Origin of the sequence: Baekduia soli (assembly GCF_007970665.1) — a bacterium.
GTDB lineage: Bacteria > Actinomycetota > Thermoleophilia > Solirubrobacterales > Solirubrobacteraceae > Baekduia > Baekduia soli.
Window position 1 is genome coordinate 239,641 of the sequence record NZ_CP042430.1, and the last position, 14,818, is coordinate 254,458.

Below are 14,818 nucleotides of genomic sequence, written 5' to 3' on the forward strand. Positions count from 1 at the left end.
CGCTGGAGCAGCTGCGCACGATGGGCTGCGACATCGCCCAGGGCCACGTGCTCAGCCGCGCCCTGCCCCCGCCCAGCTCACGGCCTGGCTGGCCGCCCGCCGCCGGGCGCTGCGCGGCATCCTGCCGGAGGCCGCCTAGCCATGCTGCTCGGGGCGGTGCTCATCCTCGGCATCCTCAGCGTCCCGCTGACCGGCGGCAACCTGGTCCGCGCGGCCGACGTCCGCTTCCGCCGCCGCTGGGCGATCATCGCCGCGCTGCTCGGCCAGATCGTCGTCATCGAGATCCTCCCGGGCGGCAGCCCGGCGCTGCACCAGGGCGCGCACCTGGCGACCTACGCGCTGGCCGCCGTGTTCATCGTGAGCAACGTGCGGATCACCGGCGTCGGGCTCATGGGGCTCGGCGGCGGCCTGAACCTGCTGGCCATCGCGGCCAACCACGGCATCATGCCCGCGCGCGCCGGCGCGCTGCGCACGGCCGGCCTGGCGCCGCCTCCGGGGCACTTCGCCAACTCGGCGGTGGTCTCCGACGCGCACCTGCGGTGGCTGGGCGACGTCTTCGCCGTCCCGTCCTGGGTGCCGCTGGCCAATGTCTACAGCGTGGGCGACGTCCTGCTGCTCATCGGGGCCGTCGGCGGCCTGCACGCCGTATGCGGCAGCCGGCCGGCGACGTGGGTCCGCGCCCACCTGCGCCCGCGCGCGCTGCACGTGGAGGCCGTCGAGGTCGTCGCGGTGGGCTCGGGCCCGGCGCTGCTGCGGGTCCGCGGACGGGGCGCGGCCACCCCCGCGGCGCTCGTCCTCGTCGTCGAGGACGACCGCCGCGGGCCGTGGACGGTGGCGGCGCTCGCCTCGCCCGCGCCGCCCGGGACCCAGCTGTGGGCCGGCTTCGCGGTCCCCGGCGGCCCGGAGGCGCTCGACGGGTGCCGCCTGAGCCTGCGCAGCGGGCGCCGCACGATCCCGCTGCCCCCGGCACGCCCGCGCCGCCTGGGCCCCGTCGCGGCCGCCGCCTGAGCCACGGGACCATGCGGGCGTGCTCTGAAGTAGCCTCCGCGCCCCATGTTCGCCAAGGTCCTGGTCGCCAACCGGGGCGAGATCGCCATCCGCGTCATGCGCACGCTGGAAGAGATGGGGATCGCGTCCGTCGCCGTCTACTCCGAGATCGATCGCGACGCGCTGCACGTCCAGCGCGCCGACGAGGCGTATCTCCTCGGGCCCGCCGTGGCCGCCGAGAGCTACCTCAAGATCCCCAAGATCATCGAGGTGGCCAAGGAGTCCGGCGCCGAGGCCATCCACCCCGGCTACGGCTTCCTGGCCGAGAACGCGGACTTCGCACGCGCCTGTGACGAGGCCGGGATCGTCTTCATCGGGCCGCCCGCCTCGGCGATCGACGCGATGGGCTCCAAGACGAAGGCCCGCGAACTCATGCAGGCCGCCGGCGTGCCGATCGTGCCGGGAACGACGGAGGCCGTGGCGACCTACGAGGACGCCGTGCGGATCGCCAACGACGAGATCGGCTTCCCCGTCGCGGTCAAGGCCGCCTCGGGCGGCGGCGGCAAGGGCTTCCGGGTCGCCCTGACCGAGGACAAGCTCAAGGACGCCTTCGAGGGCGCCTCCCGCGAGGGCGAGAAGTTCTTCTCCGACGGCACGGTCTACCTCGAGCGCTACCTGCCCGACCCCCGCCACGTCGAGGTCCAGGTCCTCGCCGACCGCCACGGCAACGTGATCCACCTCGGCGAGCGCGACTGCTCGGTCCAGCGCCGCCACCAGAAGCTCATCGAGGAGTCCCCGGCGCCCGCCGTCGACGAGGCGATGCGCGCGCGCATCGGCAAGATCGGCGTCGACGCCGCCCGCGCGGTCGACTACGTCGGCGCCGGCACGATCGAGGGCATGCTCCAGGACGGCGAGTACTTCTTCCTGGAGATGAACACCCGCGTCCAGGTCGAGCACTGCGTGACCGAGATGACCACGGGCATCGACATCGTCCGCGAGGGCATCCTGGCCGCCGCGGGCGAGCCGCTGACGGTGACCCAGGACGACGTCGTCCTGCGCGGCCACGCGATCGAGTGCCGCATCAACGCCGAGGATGCCAGCAAGAACTTCGCGCCCGCGCCGGGCGCGATCGGCGGCTACAAGGAGCCCAGCGGCCCCGGCGTGCGCGTCGACTCCGGCGTCGGGCCCGGCGGCGTGGTCTCCCCGATGTACGACCCGATGGTCGCCAAGCTCATCGTGTGGGACAAGGACCGTGCGTCGGCCACGCGCCGCATGCTGCGCGCGCTCGGCGAGTACGAGATCGGGGACCTGAAGACCCTCATCCCGTTCCACACGGCCCTGCTGGCCACCGACCAGTGGGCCAACGCCGAGACCTGCCGCGACCTCGTCGAGGACAAGGACTGGCTCAAGGCCCTCGCCTTCCCGGCGCCGGCGGCGCCGTCCGACGACGACGCCGAGGAGAAGGTCGAGCAGGCCTACACCGTCGAGGTCTCCGGCCGGCGCTTCGACGTCACCGTCATCGGGCCGCCGCCCGTGGGCGGCGTCGTCGTGGGCGCGGGCGCGGCGGGCGCCAACGGCGCGGGCCCCAAGAAGCGCGGCGAGCGCAAGAAGGGCGCCGGTGGCGGGGCCGACGAGCTGCTCAGCCCGCTGCAGGGCAACATGTGGAAGGTGCTCGTCGAGCAGGGCCAGACGGTCGAGGAGGGCCAGCTGCTCTGCATCATCGAGGCGATGAAGATGGAGAACGAGATCACCGCCCACAAGGCGGGGGTGATCGAGACGCTCTCGGTCAAGGAGGGCGAGCCGATCCAGTCCGGCGCGCCCATCGCCGTCATCAAGGCGCCCGCCGCGGCCGAGGAGTAGCGACGTGCCGGCCGCCGCCACGATCCTGGGCAGCGGCGGGTTCATCCCCACGGGGGCGCGCGAGACGTCGTCGCTGCTGCTGCTCGACGCCGCGGGCGACGGCGCGGTCGTCGTCGACGCGGGCACGGGCCTGCGCCGCCTCATCACCGACCGCGCGCTGCTGCGGGGCCGCACCCGCCTGGACGTGCTGCTCACGCACTTCCACATCGACCACATCTGCGGGCTGGCCTATCTGACCGAGCTGCGCGGGGTCGAGGTCTGCGTCCACGGCCCGGGCGCGGCGCTGTACGGCACGCCGACCGCCGACGTCCTGCACCGCCTGTTCTCCGTGCCGATCATGCCCATCGACTTCGGCGTCATCGGCGTCGGCGTCGCGGAGATCGCGCCCGGCGGCGCCCGCTTCGGCGGGCTGGAGGTCGCCGTCCGCCGGCAGGACCTGCACACCAACCCGACGCTCGGCTTCCGCTTCGGCGACGACCTCGTCTGGTGCACCGACACCGAGGAGGACCCGGGGACGGTGGCCTTCGCGCGCGGCGCCCGCGTCCTGGCCCACGACGCGTGGGGACCGCCGGCCGCGCCCGGACACGCCGAGCCCGCCGGCGCCGCCCGACTGGCGACGCAGGCCGGGGTGCCGCGGCTCGTGCTCATCCACGTGCCGCCGAACGCCGACGAGGCCGACCTGCACGCGCGGGCGGCGGCCGAGCACGAGCACGTCACCGTCGCCACCGACGGCCTGGCGCTGCTCGACCTCTGAGGTCCTTTCCCGCCGCGGGTAGGGTGGGCCCGGCATGGACTTCGAGCTGATGCGCGCGGGCCTCGAGCAGGCCGTGCCGTTCAACCGCCATCTCGGGCTGGAGATCGCCGAGCTCGGCTTCGGCCGCGGCGTCGTGCGGCTGCCCGACGACGACCGCCTGCGCAACCCGCTGGGCTCGCAGCACGCGGGCGCGCTGTTCGCCGCGGGCCACGCCGCGTCGGGCACGGCGTTCGTCGCGGTGTTCCTGGAGCAGCTGCAGGACCTGACACCCGTCGCCGAGGGCGCCGAGATCGCCTACCGCACGATCGCGCGGGGGCCGATCACCGCGACGGCCGTGCTCGGCGGCACCGCCGAGGAGCTGCTGGCCCAACTGGAGCGCGACGGGTCGGTGCGCTTCGCCGTCGACGTGTCGCTGACCGACGGCGCGGGCACCACGGTGGCCGAGATGACCGTCCGCTGGCTGCTGCCCGGGGGGAGCTGATGCCCGTCCGCACGTGGGTGGCCGGCCCGCACGAGGCCGAGGTCGTCGCGGGCCTGCTCGTCCGCTTCCGCGACCACCTCGGCTACGACTGGCCGTCGGAGAACGCGTTCCTGGCCGGCGTCGAGCGGCTCATGGACGACCGCGACACGGAGTTCCTGCTCGCGGCGCCGGGCGACGACGCGCGGCCCGCCGGCGTCGTGCAGCTGCGCTTCCGCTTCGGGATCTGGCGCGCCGGCGGCGACTGCCTCGTCGAGGACGTCTTCGTCGGCGACGAGGCCCGCGGGCAGGGCGTCGGCCGTGCCCTCATGGAGCTGGCGACCGAGCGGGCGCTGCAGCGCGGCTGCCGGCGCATGGAGCTCGACGTCAGTGAGGCCAACGCGGCCGGCCTGGCGCTCTACCGCGCGTTCGGGTTCCGCGAGAGCGCCGGCGACGGCGCGCCGCGCGACCTCTACCTCCGTCGCCACCTGGACGCCGGGCGCGACGCGTAGGCGTCAGGCCCCGCCGCCCGCCCGCGCCACGTTCTCGGCGTGGATCGCGCGCATCGCCTTGCCGCGGCGCGCGATGGGCAGCGGCGCGTCGCCGGCGGCCAGCGCCTCGAGGTAGGCCGTGTCCTCGCGCAGGATGGCCGCGGCGCGCTGGGCGTCGATCGGCGCGCCGTGGCCCGGGACGACCCAGTCGGCCTGCGCGACATACGGCGCCAGCCGGCGCAGCGTGGCCAGATAGGCCTCGCGATCGCCGCCCGGCGACAGCATGGGGATCTCGACCGGCGAGAGGTAGTCGCCGCAGCACAGCACGCGGGCGAAGGGCGCCCACACCGCCATCCCGTCCGCGGTGTGGCCGTCGGCGGGGACCAGCTCGAGCTCGGCGTCGGCGCCCAGCTCGAGTCGTCCGGGCACCGGCAGGGCCTGGACCTGGCCGAGCGACAGCGCGCGCGGGCGCTGCACGTAGTCCTCGTCGTCGTGGTCGCGCAGCCGGCCCGCCGCGCGGCCGGGCTCGGCCCGCAGCCGCGCCGCCGTGGTCTCCGCGACGCCGAGCGACGCCTCGGGGAACACGAGCCGCGCCAGCAGGTGGTCCCAGTCGGCGTGGGTGGCCAGCAGGCCCGAGAGCGCCCAGCCCGCCTGGCCGAGGATGCCGGGCAGCGCGTCGAGCTCGTCGGGGTAGACGAGCGAGTCGACCACGAAGGTCTCCTCGCCCCGGTGCAGCAGCGTGCACGTCGTCTGCCATTTCACGCTGCGGGCGACGATGACGCCCTCGTGCAGGGCGACGACCTGCACTAGGGGTGCCGCAGGCGGCCCGTCGACGGCCGCGTGACGAGGGTCGGAGAGGGCCGCCGGAGGTGGGTCCCCATGACCATCCCCCTCCGCCCTACAGGCCCAGGAGCTTGGCGGCCTCGAGCAGCGTCTTGACCTCGGCCGTCGGCTTCTTGGCCCCCGCGGGGACCTCCTCCTTGCGCCGGTTGACCCAGATCGTCGGGACCTTGAGCTTCATGGCCGGCTCGATGTCGGCGTCCAGGCCCGAGGCGATGTGCACCCAGCCCTTCTTGCCGCCGATGCGCCGGGCGAACTCGTTGAAGTGCGCGGGGTCGGGCTTGTAGGAGCGGACCTGCTGGGCGGTCACGACGAGGTCGACGTCGGCCGGGATGTGGCGACGCGTCAGCCCGAGCAGCTTGTCGTCGATGTTGGAGATCAGGCCCGTCTCGTACTTGCCCAGGAACTTCTTGAGCTGGGGCATCGTCTCCTTGAACGCCCCCCACCGGGCGACGGAGTCGGGCAGGAAGCCCGAGCGCGAAGGCTCCAGCGGCCAGCCGATCTCCTTGGCGATCCGGACCGCGGCCTGGCGCAGGACCTCGGCGTAGAGCTCGTAGGACCCGCTCTGGATCTCGGCCGTCGCCTGGAGGAACAGATCGACGACCTGCTGGCGGTCGATGGTGAAGCCGTCGCGCTTGGCCTCACGCTCGAACGCGTCGGCCACTCCGCTCTCCCAGTCGATGAGCGTGCCGTAGACGTCGAAGGTGACCCACTGGATGTTCTTGGGGAGTGCCATGCGGTCGGGGATTGTGCCATTTCCGGGCCTCTGCGCGGAGCGCGGTCCCCCGGGCGGGAAGCATCGAGGCGGACGTCTGCACTACCGTCCGGCCTTCCTATGGACCTGCTCGAATACCAGGGCAAGCAGCTCTTCGCCCGACACGGAATCCCCGTCCCTGACGGACGCCCGGCGCGAACGGTCGACGAGGCCGTCTCCGCCGCGAAGGAGGTCGGCTTCCCCTGCGCCGTCAAGGCACAGGTGAAGATCGGCGGCCGCGGCAAGGCCGGCGGCATCAAGATCGCCTCCGACGAAGACGAGGCCCGGGAGCACGCGGACGCGATCCTGGGCATGGACATCAAGGGCTTCACGGTCCACGAGATCTGGATCGAGGGCGCGTCGACCATCGAGGCCGAGTACTACGCCTCGATCGTGTTCGACCGCGGCGCCAAGGCTCCGCTCATCATGCTCTCCACGCAGGGCGGCATGGACATCGAGGAGGTCGCCGACTCCAACCCCGACGCGATCGCGACCCTGCACGTCGATCCGCTGCTGGGCTTCCAGGACTTCCACGGGCGCAAGCTGTGCTTCGCGGCCGGCGTCGACGCCGACCTCGTGCGCCCCATCGGCGCCTTCCTGCACCAGCTCTACGGGACGTTCGTCGCCGAGGAGGCCGTGCTCGTCGAGGTCAACCCGCTCATCGTCACGCCCGAGCGCGGTGTGGCGGCGCTGGACGCCAAGGTCACGCTGGACGACAACGCGCTCTTCCGCCACCCCGACAACGCCAACCTGCGCGACCCCTCCGATGAGGACCCGCAGGAGCAGATGGCCAAGGAGCGCGGGCTGACGTTCGTCAAGCTCGACGGCGACATCGGGATCCTGGGCAACGGCGCCGGGCTGGTCATGTCGACCCTGGACGTCGTGGCCCAGTACGGCGGCGCGCCGGCCAACTTCCTCGACGCCGGCGGCGGATCCAAGGCGGAGGCCATCACGAGCGCCGTCGAGGTCATCCTCTCCAACGACAGCGTCAAGGCCGTGTTGTTCAACATCTTCGGCGGGATCACGCGCTGCGACGAGGTCGCCAACGGCCTCATCGAGGCCTTCAAGCAGCTCAACCCCTCCGTCCCGTTCGTCGTCCGCCTGGACGGGACGAACGACGTGGAGGGCCGGAAGATCCTGGCCGAGGCGAGCCTTCCCAACGTGCACACCGCGGCCACGATGGACGAGGCCGCCCAGAAGGTCGTGGAACTGGCCAAGGGGGAGGCAGCCTGATGGCCGTCCTGATCGACAACGACACCAAGCTGGTCGTCTCCGGCATCACCGGGCGCGAGGGCACGTTCCACGCGCTCAACAACAAGCGCTACGGGACGAACGTCGTCGCGGGCGTCACCCCCGGCAAGGCCGGGCAGGACGTCGAGGGCATCCCGGTGTTCAACACGTTCGGCGACGCCGTCAAGGAGACGGGCGCCAACGTCGCGATGGTCTTCGTGCCGCCGCGCTTCGCCGCCGACTCGATCCTCGAGGCCGCCGACGCCGAGATCCCGCTGGTCGTGGCGATCACCGAGGGCATCCCGGCCCACGACGAGCTGCGCGTCTACACGCACCTGCAGCGCACCGGCACCCGCCTGGTGGGCCCCAACTGCCCGGGCATCCTGTCGCCGGGCAAGGCCAACGTCGGCATCATCCCGGCCTCCTTCTTCAAGGAGGGCAACGTCGGGGTCGTGTCGCGCTCGGGCACGCTGACCTACCAGATCGGCAACACGCTGGCCCAGGCCGGCTTCGGCAACTCCTCGATCGTCGGCATCGGCGGCGACCCGGTCCCGGGCTCGTCGTTCATCGACATCATCGAGCTGTTCCAGGCCGACGACCAGACCGAGCTCATCGTCCTCTCGGGCGAGATCGGCGGCGACGCCGAGGAGCGCGCGGCGGAGTACATCGCCGAGCACGTGACCAAGCCGGTCGTCGCGTACATCGCCGGGTTCACCGCGCCGGAGGGCAAGACGATGGGCCACGCGGGCGCGATCGTCTCGGGCTCCAAGGGCACCGCGGCCGCCAAGGCCGAGGCCCTGGAGTCCAAGGGCGTGCGCGTCGGCCGGACGCCCACGCAGGTCGCGGAGATCGCCGTGGAGATCCTCGGCGGCTGACCGCCGCACCTCGTCCGCGGCCCGCCGGCGCCCGGCGTGGCCGCGGACGTGCAGCGGTGGCGCCTCTACCCGCGCGCGAGTACCCTCGCGAGCCCATGGAGAGCGACGTCACCGCCACGCTCACCGAGCTCGAGCGCAAGCTCAAGGAGCTCGAGCGCGAGCTGGAGAACGTGGGCCGCGGCGGCGAGACCGACGCCGAGCCCGCTCAGTCCGGCTGGCCGCACGCCGCCGATCCGGCCCTGTCCGCCGCACCGCCCGCGCCCGATCCGGGCCCGCCGCCCGCCGGCGTGACGCCGTTCACCGCCTCCTGGCACGGCACCGCCGGCGCCGCACCCCCGCCGCCCGGGCCGCCCGGGCCGCCGCCGCCCGCCTACAACGGCGCCCCCGCGGCCGTGCCCGTCACGCCGCCACCGAGCCCGTGGCCGCCCGCCGCCCAGGCCGCGCCGGCCCCCGCGCCGGCACCGCCCGCCCCGCCGTGGGCGCCCGAGCCGGCCGCGGCGGCGTGGCCCACGGAGCCCCCGTCCGCCTGGCCGACCGAGCCCCCGCCCGCGCCGCAGGCCCCCGCCGCCGGCCTGCACCGCCAGCTCGACGACCTGTTGGCCTTCCGCGAGCGGCTCGTGGCCTCGACGAACGACCTCGTCGCCGAGCTGTCCCGCGTGCTCACCGACCTCAGCGCGGAGATGACGCCGCCCGCGCCGCCCGACCCGCACGACACCGTCTTCGCCGGGCACGTCACGATCGAGGCCGCCCCATTCACCGAGTTCGCCGCCCTGGCGGCGTTCGAGCAGGCTCTCGTGCACGCCCCGGGCGTCGCCGACGTCAGCGTCCGCGCCCTGGACGCCGGGCGCGCCACGCTCGAGGCCACGCTGGCCCGGCCTGTCGCGCTGGCCGCCGCGCTGCGCGCCTCGTCGCCGGTGCCGTTCTCGATCCAGGTCGTCGCCGACGGCTTCCTGGGCCTGGCGATCGGCCCCGCCGCCGGGCCGCCTCCGGGCTGACCGCGGCACCGAGACGCGATGGACGAGGCTGTGCGCATCGCGTTCGAGGCCGGGCTCCCCTACACCGCGCTGCGGGACTTCCGCCCCGACGAGCGGCTCTGGGGCCGCATCGCGCCCGAATGGGCGGTGCGCGAGCGCGTCGTGCCGCTGCTCGTGGTCGGCGACCGCCTGCAGCTCGCCGCGACCCGCCCCGATCCCGACCTCAGCGCGCTGCACGGCGACTGGGCCGGCGTGGACGTCGTCATCGCGCCCGCGGGGGAGATCGACGCCGCGCTCGCGCAGGTCGCCGCCGCGCCGACGCGCGAGGACCGCGCGCCGGTCACCGACCCGGGCGACCCCCACCGCCTCGGCGACCTGCTCGTCGCCCACGGTGCGACGACCGACGACGCCGTCGCCCAGGCGCTGGGCGAGCAGGAGCGCACCGGCGGGCTCATCGGCGACGTGCTCCTGTCCCGCGGCGCGGTCGGCGAGGACCGGCTGCGCAGCGTCCTGGCCGAGCAGCTCGGGCTGCCCGTCATCGACCTCGGCGGCTACGAGGCCGACCCCGCGGCCGTCGCCCTGGTCCCCGAGCTGCTGCAGCGCCGGCTGCGCTGCGTGCCGATCGCCGTCGACGACGCCGCGGTCTTCCTCGCGGTCGCCGACCCGCTGGACGACGACGCGCTGACCGCGCTGCGCACGGCGCTTGGGGGCCTGCAGCCGCGCTGCTTCCTCGCCGGCCGCCACGACGTCGACGAGCTGCTGCAGGACCTGCACCAGGAGACGTGGACCGCGGCCGCGCTCGGGACGCTGCGCGACCGCTTCCCCGGCGAGACCTGCGCGACGCCGGTCCGGCCGGCGCTCGTGCTGGCCGGCATCCTGGTCCTCGCGGCGGCGATCGCCGGACTCGCCGTCGCGCCCGCCACCGCCGGGCTCGTGCTCGTGGCGCTCACCGCCGCGGCCTGCGCGGCGCCCGCCCTGCTCGCGCTGCCGCTGGCGGTGGCGGCCGCCGGGCCGCGCCGTGCGCCCGTCCGGGCCGCCGGCGGCGACGAGCTGCCGCTGACGACCCTGCTGATGCCGCTCGGCCGCGGGGCCGGCGCGTCGGTGCGCGCCGCCGGGACGCTCGCGGCGCTCGACCACCCGCAGGCGCGCCTGGAGGTGCTCCTGCTGTGCCCGGCGCACGACGTCGCCGGCCTGCGCGCCGCGCGGGAGCTGACGCGCCGCGCCCCGCACCGGCTCGTCGCGGTGCCCTCGCCCGCGGCCGCCTCGCGCGCCGCGATGCTCGACTACGGGCTCCTGCTGGCCCGCGGCGAGCAGATCGCGGTCCTCGACCCCGGCGACGTGCCGGCGCCCGGCCTGCTGCGCACCGCCGACGCGGCGCTGCGGGCCGCCGGGCGGCGCACCGCCGTGGCCCAGGCCGCCCTCGCCCCGCCGCCGGGCGGCGGCGCCGTCGCCGCGTGGCTGGCCGCCGAGGCCGCGGCCTGGCACGACCTGCTGTCGCCCGGCCTGGCCCGCCTCGGGCTCCCCGTGCCGCTGGCGACCGTCGGGCTCGTCGCGCGCCGCGCGGCGCTGGAGGAGATCGGCGGCTGGGATCCCGCGTCGGCCGCGGCCGGGACCGACCTCGGGCTGCGGCTGCACAAGTCGGGCCTGCGCGCCACGACGATCGACGCGGCCGTCGGCGTCTCCGGGGTGACCGGAGCGCGCGGCTGGCTCTCGGTCCACGCGGTGTGGTGGCGCGGGACGCTGCAGGCGTTCAAGGTCCAGCTGCGCCATCCGTGGCGGACGGTCCGCCGGCTGGGCCCCGGCGGCACGCTGGCCGCGGTGGTGCTCGGCCTGGCGACGATCGCCGCCCCGCTGGTCTGGCTGCCGGTCCTGGTGCTCACGGTGCTCGGCGCGCTGCAGGGCCTGCAGGTCGTCGACGGGCTGCTGCCCGTCACCCTGGCCCGGATCGCGGGCGGCGAGGTCGTCGTGGTCTGCCTCGTGACGATGGTGCTCGGCGTCGCGGGCGGCCTGCGGCGCCGCAGCGGCGCCGCCGCGCGCGCCGCGCTGCTGGCGCCGGTGGCCCTGACGGCCGGCGCGATCGCCGCCTGGGTCGGGATCGCGGGCGTCGTGGCCGGACTCGGGCGCGGCGCGGCCGCCGAGGCCGGATAGGTTCGCGTGGTGGCCGACCCGCCGCCTCCCACCTCCGACGCCCGCGAGCTGGCGGCGACGCTGTCGCGGCGCGTGCAGGAGACGCTGGCGGCCGCCGAGCAGGCCGGCGCGCAGATCCGCGCCGCCGCGGAGGCCGACGCCGCGCGCCTGCGGTTGGCCGCCGAGCACGAGGCGGCCGCCTACCTGCAGGACGCGCGGCGGCGCGTCGACGCGTTCGCCGAGGGGCGGGCGCGGCGCATGGCCGCGGTGGCCGACCGGCTGCTGGCCCACGCCGAGGTGCTCGCCGACCGTGCCGAGCGCGCGGGACGGCTGCGCGCCGGGATCGAGTCCGTCGTCGACGCGCTGGCCGCCGCGGCCGAGGCCATCGCCGCGGAGGCCGCCCGCGCGCCGATCACGCTGCCCGGCATCGACGAGCCCGGCGCCCAGGTGACGCGGCTGACGACGCGGCCCCACGCGGTCCCGGACCCCGAGCCCGAGCCCGACCCCGAGCCCGAGCCCGAGCCCGAGGCGACCGCCAGCGCCGACGACGACGCCCGCGAGCACGTGCTGCAGATCGCCAGCGCGCTGCCGCGGCGCCCGGGATCGCGCCCGCGCCCGACGACGTTGCGCCCGCCGCCGCCGCTGCCGCCCGAGCCCGACGACGCCGCCTGAGCCCTCGCGCGCCGCGCCTCAGCCGCGGCGCACGCCGCCGAGCCCGTCGGCCTTGGCGGCGTACAGCGCCGCGTCGGCGCGGGCCAGCAGGGCGTCGGCCGGCTCGCCCGCCGTACGCACGACGAGCCCGGCCGAGCACGCGATCTCGCCCGGCGTGGCCTCCTGGAGGCGGATGACGATGCCCTCCGCGCAGCCCAGGTCGCAGTCGGGCAGCAGGACGGCGAACTCGTCGCCGCCCAGGCGGGCCAGCAGGTCGGCGCCGCGCAGCAGCGCACGCCAGCCCTCCGCGAGCTCCACGAGCAGCCGGTCGCCGGCCTGGTGACCGTGGTGGTCGTTGTAGGGCTTGAACCGGTCGAGGTCCAGCGCCGCGACGCAGAGCGGCAGGCCGGACCGGTCGGCGCGCGCGAGCTCGACGCCCAGGCGATCGTCCCAGAGCCGCCGGTTGGCCAACCCGGTGAGCGGATCGGTGCGCGCGAGGTCGCGCAGCTGGTCCAGGAGCCGCCGCCGCTGGACGGCCGCGCCGAGCTCGGCGGCCACGAGCTCGACGAGCGTCTCCTCGCGGGCGCCGGGCGCCGGCGCACCACCCGGCCACCGGACGCGCAGCACGCCGAGGTGCTCGCCCCCGCGGACCACGGGCCGACGCAGCTCGCAGGCCTCCGCGCCCGCGTCGCCTTCGTCGCCCGTCAGGAGCTCGGCGTCCTCGGCGCCGAGGACCTCGCACGCTCCGGCGCACAGGGCGGGGACGGGGTCCTGCGCGGTCGAGGCGTCCCGCGCGAGCGCCGAGAGGGCCAGCACGTCGGCCTGCTGGCGGCGCAGCGCCTGCTCGGCCTCGTGGAGCTCCTCGCGGGCGCGCCGCTGGGCGCTGACGTCGATGAGCGTCCCCAGCCACCCGGCCGCCGAGCCCCAGGGGTCGCGCAGCAGCACGCCGGTGGCGTGGGCCCAGCGGACCGTCCCGTCGGGCGCCGCGAAGCGCATCTCCATCGAGAACTCTCCGTCGCCGGCGGCGGCGGCGCGCCAGCTGGTCTCCAGCGTCGCGCGGTCGGCGGGGTGGACCGCCTCGCGCCAGCCCTGGTCCAGGAGCGCCGGCCCCCGGAAGCCGGTGAGCTCGCAGACCCAGTCGTTGGCGAACACGCAGCGGCCGCGGTCGTCGATCTCCATGATGCCCACCGGCGCCAGGTGCGTCAGCGTGCGCCAGCGGTCCTCGCGGGCGCGCAGGAGGTCCTCCGTGCGCTCCTGCGCGCGGCGGCGGGCGACCGCGAAGCGGATGGCCCGGACGAACGCCGGCACGCTCGCCGCGTTGCCCTTGACGAGGTAGTCCTGGGCGCCCGCGCCGATCGCATCCAGGGCGAGCGCGTCGTCGTCGTGGCCGCTGAGCACCAGGACGGGGCAGGTCACGCCTGCGTCGGTGAGCGTCGCCAGGCCCTCCAGGCCCGAGGCGTCGGGCAGGCTGAGGTCGAGCAGCACGGCGTCGGCATCGCGGGCGCGCAGGTCGTCCACGGCCGCCGCCAGTCGCTCGTGGTGGCGGACCTCGATGCCGCCCGGCACCGCGTCGGCGAGCAGGAGGGACACGAGCCGCGCGTAGGGAAGGCTGTCCTCGACCAGGACGATCGAGGCGGAGGGCTCGGCCATGTCGCCCGGAGGATCCCGTCCGCAGCGGACGCCACGGGCGGCGGCGGGCTAGCATCGGTACCACGATGCCTGACGTGATCTCCTTCGCCCGCGGCGCCCCCTCCCTGGACATCGTCGACGTGGAGGGCCTCAAGGCCGCGGCGACGCGCGCCTTTGACCGCGACCCCGGCGGCACGACGGGCTACGGCACCGCGGTCGGCTACGCCCCGCTGCGCGAGTGGATCGCCAACAAGCACGGGGTCGACCCGTCGCAGGTCATCGTGACCAACGGCTCGATGCAGGCCGACGCGTTCCTGTTCGAGTCGCTCGTCAAGGCCGGCGACGCCGTCGTCGTCGAGAAGCCGACGTACGACCGCACGCTGCTGAACCTGCGTGGCCGCGGCGCCGACGTGCGCATGGTCGAGCTGGAGACCGACGGGATCGACGTCGTCGCGCTCGAGGCGCTGCTGCGCGACGAGGGCGTGCGCCCGACGCTGGCCCACGTGATCCCCAACTTCCAGAACCCGGCGGGCTACACGCTGTCGGGTCCCAAGCGCCAGGCGCTGCTGCGCCTGGCCGAGCAGTTCGGGTTCGTCATCTTCGAGGACGACCCCTACGTCGACATCCGCTTCTCGGGAGAGTCGCTGCCGACGATGCTGTCGCAGGACACCGCGGGCGCCGTCGTCTACGCCTCGTCGTTCTCCAAGACCGTCTGCCCGGGCATCCGCGTCGGCTACCTCGTCGGGCCGGCCGAGCGCATCTCCGAGATCCAGCGGCTGGCGACCAACACCTACATCTCGCCGAACATGGTGGCGCAGTCGCTCGTGTACGAGTTCTGCGCCTCGGGCGACATCGACCGCTCGATCGCCACGGTCAAGGCGGCGCTCGCCGCGCGCGTGCAGCGGCTGACGGCCGCGCTGGAGCGTGACCTGCCCGAGGCCCGCTTCCAGGCGCCGGAGGGCGGCTACTTCATGTGGGTCGAGCTGCCCGAGGGCACCGAGGTCGACCGCGTCTTCGAGCAGGCCACCCAGCGGGGCGTCGCGTTCGTCAAGGGCACCGACTTCCTGCTCGAGGGCGGGGAGAACACGCTGCGCCTGGCCTACTCGGGCGTGACCGAGGACCAGATCGACGAGGGCGTCTCGCGCCTGGCCGACGCGGTCCGCGCCGCGCAGGGCGCGCCGGCCTAGGG

Annotated in this window: 14 protein-coding genes; 11 read left to right on the forward strand and 3 right to left on the reverse strand. The window is 75.3% G+C overall.

Annotated elements, in window-relative coordinates; translation table 11 throughout:
* The first annotated feature begins 141 nt into the window (after window positions 1-141).
* From FSW04_RS01065 to FSW04_RS01085, 5 genes are read left to right on the forward strand one after another with little or no spacing between them, the layout of a single operon-like run.
* The gene (locus FSW04_RS01065; RefSeq protein ID WP_146915352.1) at window positions 142-1,008 is read left to right on the forward strand and encodes a DUF5317 family protein; all 867 of its coding nucleotides are present in this window, start codon (window positions 142-144) and stop codon (window positions 1,006-1,008) included.
* 45 nt (window positions 1,009-1,053) lie between these two features.
* Window positions 1,054-2,847, forward strand: coding sequence for an acetyl/propionyl/methylcrotonyl-CoA carboxylase subunit alpha (locus FSW04_RS01070; protein ID WP_146915354.1), 1,794 nt, complete (start codon window positions 1,054-1,056; stop codon window positions 2,845-2,847).
* 4 nt (window positions 2,848-2,851) lie between these two features.
* Window positions 2,852-3,601 carry an MBL fold metallo-hydrolase gene (locus tag FSW04_RS01075; RefSeq protein ID WP_146915357.1) on the forward strand — a complete coding sequence of 250 codons (750 nt, stop codon included), beginning with the start codon at window positions 2,852-2,854 and terminating at the stop codon, window positions 3,599-3,601.
* Window positions 3,602-3,635: 34 nt separating this feature from the next.
* Window positions 3,636-4,082 carry a DUF4442 domain-containing protein gene (locus FSW04_RS01080; protein ID WP_146915359.1) on the forward strand — a complete coding sequence of 149 codons (447 nt, stop codon included), beginning with the start codon at window positions 3,636-3,638 and terminating at the stop codon, window positions 4,080-4,082.
* Window positions 4,082-4,570, forward strand: coding sequence for a GNAT family N-acetyltransferase (locus FSW04_RS01085; protein WP_146915361.1), 489 nt, complete (start codon window positions 4,082-4,084; stop codon window positions 4,568-4,570). Before FSW04_RS01080 ends, FSW04_RS01085 begins: the two co-directional genes overlap by 1 nt.
* Before the next feature lie 3 nt (window positions 4,571-4,573).
* Here the strand turns inward: FSW04_RS01085 and FSW04_RS01090 are convergent, their stop codons facing one another.
* Together FSW04_RS01090 and FSW04_RS01095 are read right to left on the reverse strand one after the other, a co-directional pair.
* On the reverse strand, window positions 4,574-5,356 hold the full coding sequence (locus tag FSW04_RS01090; RefSeq protein ID WP_146915363.1) for an MBL fold metallo-hydrolase: 783 nt from the start codon (window positions 5,354-5,356) through the stop codon (window positions 4,574-4,576).
* A gap of 91 nt (window positions 5,357-5,447) precedes the next feature.
* Entirely contained in the window at window positions 5,448-6,125 is a 678-nt protein-coding gene (locus tag FSW04_RS01095) for an HAD family hydrolase (protein WP_146915366.1), read from the reverse strand.
* Window positions 6,126-6,224: 99 nt separating this feature from the next.
* On the opposite strand from FSW04_RS01095, the gene sucC reads away from it, so the two are divergent.
* From sucC to FSW04_RS01120, 5 genes are all read left to right on the forward strand, one after another.
* A complete protein-coding gene (sucC, locus tag FSW04_RS01100; protein ID WP_146915368.1) occupies window positions 6,225-7,376 on the forward strand; it encodes an ADP-forming succinate--CoA ligase subunit beta in 1,152 nt (383 codons plus the stop codon).
* Window positions 7,376-8,248 (forward strand): succinate--CoA ligase subunit alpha, encoded by an 873-nt coding sequence (sucD, locus tag FSW04_RS01105; protein ID WP_146915371.1) that lies wholly within the window; start codon window positions 7,376-7,378, stop codon window positions 8,246-8,248. The genes sucC and sucD overlap by 1 nt, the downstream gene beginning before the upstream one ends.
* A 95-nt stretch (window positions 8,249-8,343) precedes the next feature.
* On the forward strand, window positions 8,344-9,243 hold the full coding sequence (locus FSW04_RS01110; protein WP_146915373.1) for a hypothetical protein: 900 nt from the start codon (window positions 8,344-8,346) through the stop codon (window positions 9,241-9,243).
* 18 nt (window positions 9,244-9,261) lie between these two features.
* Window positions 9,262-11,370 (forward strand): GspE/PulE/PilB domain-containing protein, encoded by a 2,109-nt coding sequence (locus FSW04_RS01115; RefSeq protein WP_146915375.1) that lies wholly within the window; start codon window positions 9,262-9,264, stop codon window positions 11,368-11,370.
* Between the two features lie 9 nt (window positions 11,371-11,379).
* Window positions 11,380-12,021 carry a hypothetical protein gene (locus FSW04_RS01120; protein ID WP_146915377.1) on the forward strand — a complete coding sequence of 214 codons (642 nt, stop codon included), beginning with the start codon at window positions 11,380-11,382 and terminating at the stop codon, window positions 12,019-12,021.
* An 18-nt stretch (window positions 12,022-12,039) separates the two neighbouring features.
* Here FSW04_RS01120 and FSW04_RS01125 read toward each other — a convergent pair whose 3' ends face one another.
* Window positions 12,040-13,650, reverse strand: coding sequence for a diguanylate cyclase domain-containing protein (locus FSW04_RS01125; protein WP_146915379.1), 1,611 nt, complete (start codon window positions 13,648-13,650; stop codon window positions 12,040-12,042).
* A 65-nt stretch (window positions 13,651-13,715) separates the two neighbouring features.
* Between FSW04_RS01125 and FSW04_RS01130 the strand changes: the two genes are divergently transcribed.
* Window positions 13,716-14,816, forward strand: coding sequence for an aminotransferase-like domain-containing protein (locus FSW04_RS01130; protein ID WP_146915381.1), 1,101 nt, complete (start codon window positions 13,716-13,718; stop codon window positions 14,814-14,816).
* Window positions 14,817-14,818 lie beyond the last annotated feature (2 nt).

Bases quoted from the DNA above. Each gene is read 5' to 3' on its own strand.
- FSW04_RS01115 (WP_146915375.1), top strand. From the start codon at position 9,262: ATGGACGAGGCTGTGCGCATCGCGTTCGAGGCCGGGCTCCCCTACACC.
- FSW04_RS01125 (WP_146915379.1), bottom strand. From the start codon at position 13,650: ATGGCCGAGCCCTCCGCCTCGATCGTCCTGGTCGAGGACAGCCTTCCC.
- FSW04_RS01110 (WP_146915373.1), top strand. From the start codon at position 8,344: ATGGAGAGCGACGTCACCGCCACGCTCACCGAGCTCGAGCGCAAGCTC.
- FSW04_RS01080 (WP_146915359.1), top strand. From the start codon at position 3,636: ATGGACTTCGAGCTGATGCGCGCGGGCCTCGAGCAGGCCGTGCCGTTC.
- sucC (WP_146915368.1), top strand. From the start codon at position 6,225: ATGGACCTGCTCGAATACCAGGGCAAGCAGCTCTTCGCCCGACACGGA.
- FSW04_RS01130 (WP_146915381.1), top strand. From the start codon at position 13,716: ATGCCTGACGTGATCTCCTTCGCCCGCGGCGCCCCCTCCCTGGACATC.
- sucD (WP_146915371.1), top strand. From the start codon at position 7,376: ATGGCCGTCCTGATCGACAACGACACCAAGCTGGTCGTCTCCGGCATC.
- FSW04_RS01070 (WP_146915354.1), top strand. From the start codon at position 1,054: ATGTTCGCCAAGGTCCTGGTCGCCAACCGGGGCGAGATCGCCATCCGC.
- FSW04_RS01065 (WP_146915352.1), top strand. From the start codon at position 142: ATGCTGCTCGGGGCGGTGCTCATCCTCGGCATCCTCAGCGTCCCGCTG.
- FSW04_RS01085 (WP_146915361.1), top strand. From the start codon at position 4,082: ATGCCCGTCCGCACGTGGGTGGCCGGCCCGCACGAGGCCGAGGTCGTC.
- FSW04_RS01095 (WP_146915366.1), bottom strand. From the start codon at position 6,125: ATGGCACTCCCCAAGAACATCCAGTGGGTCACCTTCGACGTCTACGGC.